1 protein-coding gene is annotated in these 3842 nt (G+C 45.9%); it reads right to left on the reverse strand.

What is annotated here, in order from left to right:
* Positions 1–440: 440 nt before the first annotated feature.
* Positions 441–3842: M36 family metallopeptidase (locus tag ABYB02_RS15390; RefSeq protein ID WP_372763284.1), on the reverse strand; the 3402-nt coding region annotated here is incomplete at its 5' end.

Raw genomic sequence — 3842 nt, forward strand, 5'->3', positions numbered from 1 at the left:
AGCAAACCTAAATAGCCAAGTTGTATGTGGTTGATAAATTTTTCCATTACAGCACGCCTTGCATTGATGGTGGGTAGTAAACCTAGCTATTGTAACAGTATTTTTGTTGTCAGTGGTATGCACAATCTGGGTATTAAGGAATTGGGCGGCGAGGGACGGGCTGAGGGCTAAGGGCGTCGAGCTAAAGGCTAAAACTTATAATATGAGAAGCAACGCTTATGCATTCATAACCAGAGATGAGATTATTCACAAAGAGAATAAGAGGCGCTGCGCTTTAGAGAAGAAAAAAGGGAGACTGCGGGCGACGGGCAGCGGGTACTGGGCTTAGGACCTAGGGCTTAGGACCTAAAACCTAGGGCCTAGAACCTAAAGCTGTGTTTTAAAAATAAAAAAATAGCCCAGCTACATAATGAGTGGGCTATTTAGGTGGCATCTATTGATTAAAGACTAATAATGCTGCCGTTTATGGGGTTAACCATAAATTCAACAATTTCAATTTCACTGTCTTCAGGTAATGTTTGCTCTGCGCTTTGCGTGCTTGCTTGCGCGGCATCAGTGACCATTTGATCGAGTACAATGGTAAATTGCGTGGCTACATTGGCATAGCCTTTAACGCGCAAGGTATAGTCTTGCTCGCCAACCACGGTACTACCTACCTGCTCAGACGAACCTAAATTGCCTGACGTAGCTAACACTTTACCGCTACTATCTAACATTGAGAAATCAAGATCTGGGTAAGCACCGCCTACTTCAGTGTCTGCTGTTAAGGTGGCAACGATACTTTTTGCACTGCTTAAGGCAGTAAAGTTTACGTCAACATAATCAACGCCTTCTTGTACTTCTATGTCGGTAGTACCCACAGCAACAATACCTTTATGCTCAGAAATAGCATGGTATACCACGCTACGCTCTGCAGGCTCTGAGGTGTCGTGTGCTGCTTGGCTACCCGTGGCTGGGCGTGCTTGGCCTTCTACTTGAGCAAATACTTTTGCTTTAAAGGTAAACATTTCAGCCAGTGGGTTGGCAAAGCGTAATTGACGCGCCGCAGAGTCCATCATCGGTGCTAACGTTTCATCGTATGTAAAGCGTGCGGTGTTACCACGCTGGCCGTTGCCATCGTTATCGGCATTGATTACCGTTACGCTTGGGCTGCTAATCGATACGATATCAAAGTTAATTGGTGCGAATAATGCTTTGCTATGGTTGTTGGTTAGGGTGTTATCAAAGGCAAATTCGCCCATCGAAAACGATACGTTACTAATTGATGCTTTAACGTGTTTTGTTACATTTCGAGCTTTAAGCTTAGTTTTAGCTGTGCCAGAAAGGTCTGAAAAGCCCACTTGCCCAGATTCATTGGCTTTAATTGCTCTCACCACATATTGATAGTCAAATGCGTCAATCCCTTGGCCTGCACCACGGCCAAACCCTTGGCCTTTATCTAAGTAACGGGTATCGGTTACAAATTCTACATGGGTGTAGCCATTGGTTGTTAAATCGCCATCCATGTATTCACGCCCAGCAACACCGGCAAATAATCGAGCAGGGCTGCCGCCTTTACGCTTTAATACTTGATAACCAATAACATTATCAACCGCATCCCACGACACCTCAATGCTATCTTGGTTGACGATATCGGCAATAATGTTTTGTGGTACGTCAGGCGCCGTTTGGTTTGCAGTAAAGTCGCTGACGGCCGTTGAAATCATTTGTACTCCGCCTAATGGCGCTTGAGCGTTTTTACCCAGCTCGCGTGCAGCAAACACACGTTCAATCAACGCATGATGTTTGCCTAACGATTTAGCATCCACTGAATTAGTAGGATAGAGCATGGCATCGGCAATTAACGCGGCATCGCGTGCTTTTACAAAGGTATCTGGCGCGCTCACTCCAAGCACATACATAGAGCCTAAGAAAATACGCTCCCAAGTTTCTTTACCTAAACTTGCCGCTTGGCTGGCTTCACCGGTTACCGGATCGGGGCGCGCAAAGTCGTTGTCAGGATACATAGTGAGCATCAGCTCTCGTAGATCCCACATAGCCCCGGCATAAATTTCGCCGTCGCGATGTACTTCAAACGCGCCATCGCGAGTACCTAACTGGGAATAACGTAATTGGCTTTGACCGCTGCGAATATATTGAAACGAATCGGGATCAACATTTTTATCGCGTAAATACGCTCTTAAGTCGCATGAGTTAACGGGGTAAGTCCCTAAGTCAGGTGTTTCGCCTATAGTGTAAGCCCATAAATCGGCTTGACCTTCGTTGAGTGCGCCGCCTTCTGGGCTGCCTTCAAAACCGGCAATTGGAGTAATCGTGGCGTGCGTGCCTTCGTGCATTGGCACACTAAAATCAACCGCTAAATTATTGAATAAATAACCATGGCCGTAAAATGTTGGGTTAACCACCACTTCTTCGCCGTTTATTTCTTGTGAAAGCGGTATTGCAAAGGCGTTATCTAGCCCCAGTAACTTTTTCACAAATTCAGGATCGCTGCTATCTGTTGGCGCATCTAATACGTTTGGAATATGCACTACCCCGACGAGCGGCACTGATTCATTTGGGTATTGATCAGGGAAGCTACCACTGCCAAAGCCACGTGCATGCACTGCATCACCGTCTTTGTGTAGATAATCCAAATACTCCATTAAGTTGGTGATGTAAATAAATTGGCTAATGCCATCGAAGTGCTCGGCAGGCTCGGCTAAATGATCTTTCTCATTAGGGCGGGCATATAACGGGGCTTCGTCTTTATCAAAGTAATAGGTGCCTAGCGCTGCTTGCGCAAAAGGCAGCTTAGTAGGCAGTGCATTTTCTATATGCGCATGTTTGCCTGTTAAAGCGCCTGCTAAACCGCTTACACGGTTAGTATCATCAAACTTTCTTAATTTAATGCGTAGTAAGCCTTCAGGGCGACCGCTTACTCCACCATTTTCATCAACAATTTCACAGTCGTTTTGTAGTTGTGGTGTAATGGGCGGGAAAGTAGGAAAGTAATCGGCAAATTGATCAGTGGGTTGTGACTCTTCGGCAGTACGCACTTGATCTTCGCGATACAGAACGTCGCCCGATTGCGCATCAACCATATATTTAAATACCCCAAACGGGTTGGTTGAGTAGTAGTAAAACTGCCACACTAAATTATGACCGTCGGCTGTTTGCACAATACGTAGTTCAGGAATCGGGGTTTTAAACACACCCAACTGCGCTGCGATGGTGTCAAATGCAGGGGTTAATACCGACATAGCCGCAGCGGGCAAATTTTTTGCAAAAGAGGCTAAATCGTTCGTTGCCGCAAGTACTGCTTCATCAGCAGACAAGTCTGGGCTTGCCGAAAGCGATAACTGCTTTTGATAAGGCCCCATTACACCACGCACTTGGTTATCTTTATCAATAATGATGCCTAATCCATTACCGTCCACTTTAATGCCATTAACAACTTGATCTAAGCGCACTATATGTCCGCCCAGTGCTGCTTTAGAGCGGTGCGGATTAAACTGTAGTTGGTCAGCGCTTAGGCCAGCAAACATTGCCTGATGATCGCTAATAAAGTTGCGCGCCATATTTTCTATTGAATCGCCCGAGGTTTGTATCGCAATCCCCGTTAATGAGTCAATGGTGCCGGTCATTTCGTTAACCGACACCTGTGCCTGTGGATTCGCTGCTTTTAGTTGTGCAATAGCCTGAGTTTGTTCGTCACTTAAGCTGGCTAGTTGTGTCAGTGCTGTTTGCTGCAATTGATTCACTACTGGCACTTTTGTAACGTCAAAGTTTGAAATGGAGTTGCTCACGTTATTTACATGGTTGCTGGCTGCATTGACCTGGCTAGACGCGAGCAGCATTGG

Origin of the sequence: Pseudoalteromonas sp., from assembly GCF_041613455.1 — a bacterium.
Classification (GTDB): Bacteria; Pseudomonadota; Gammaproteobacteria; order Enterobacterales; family Alteromonadaceae; genus Pseudoalteromonas.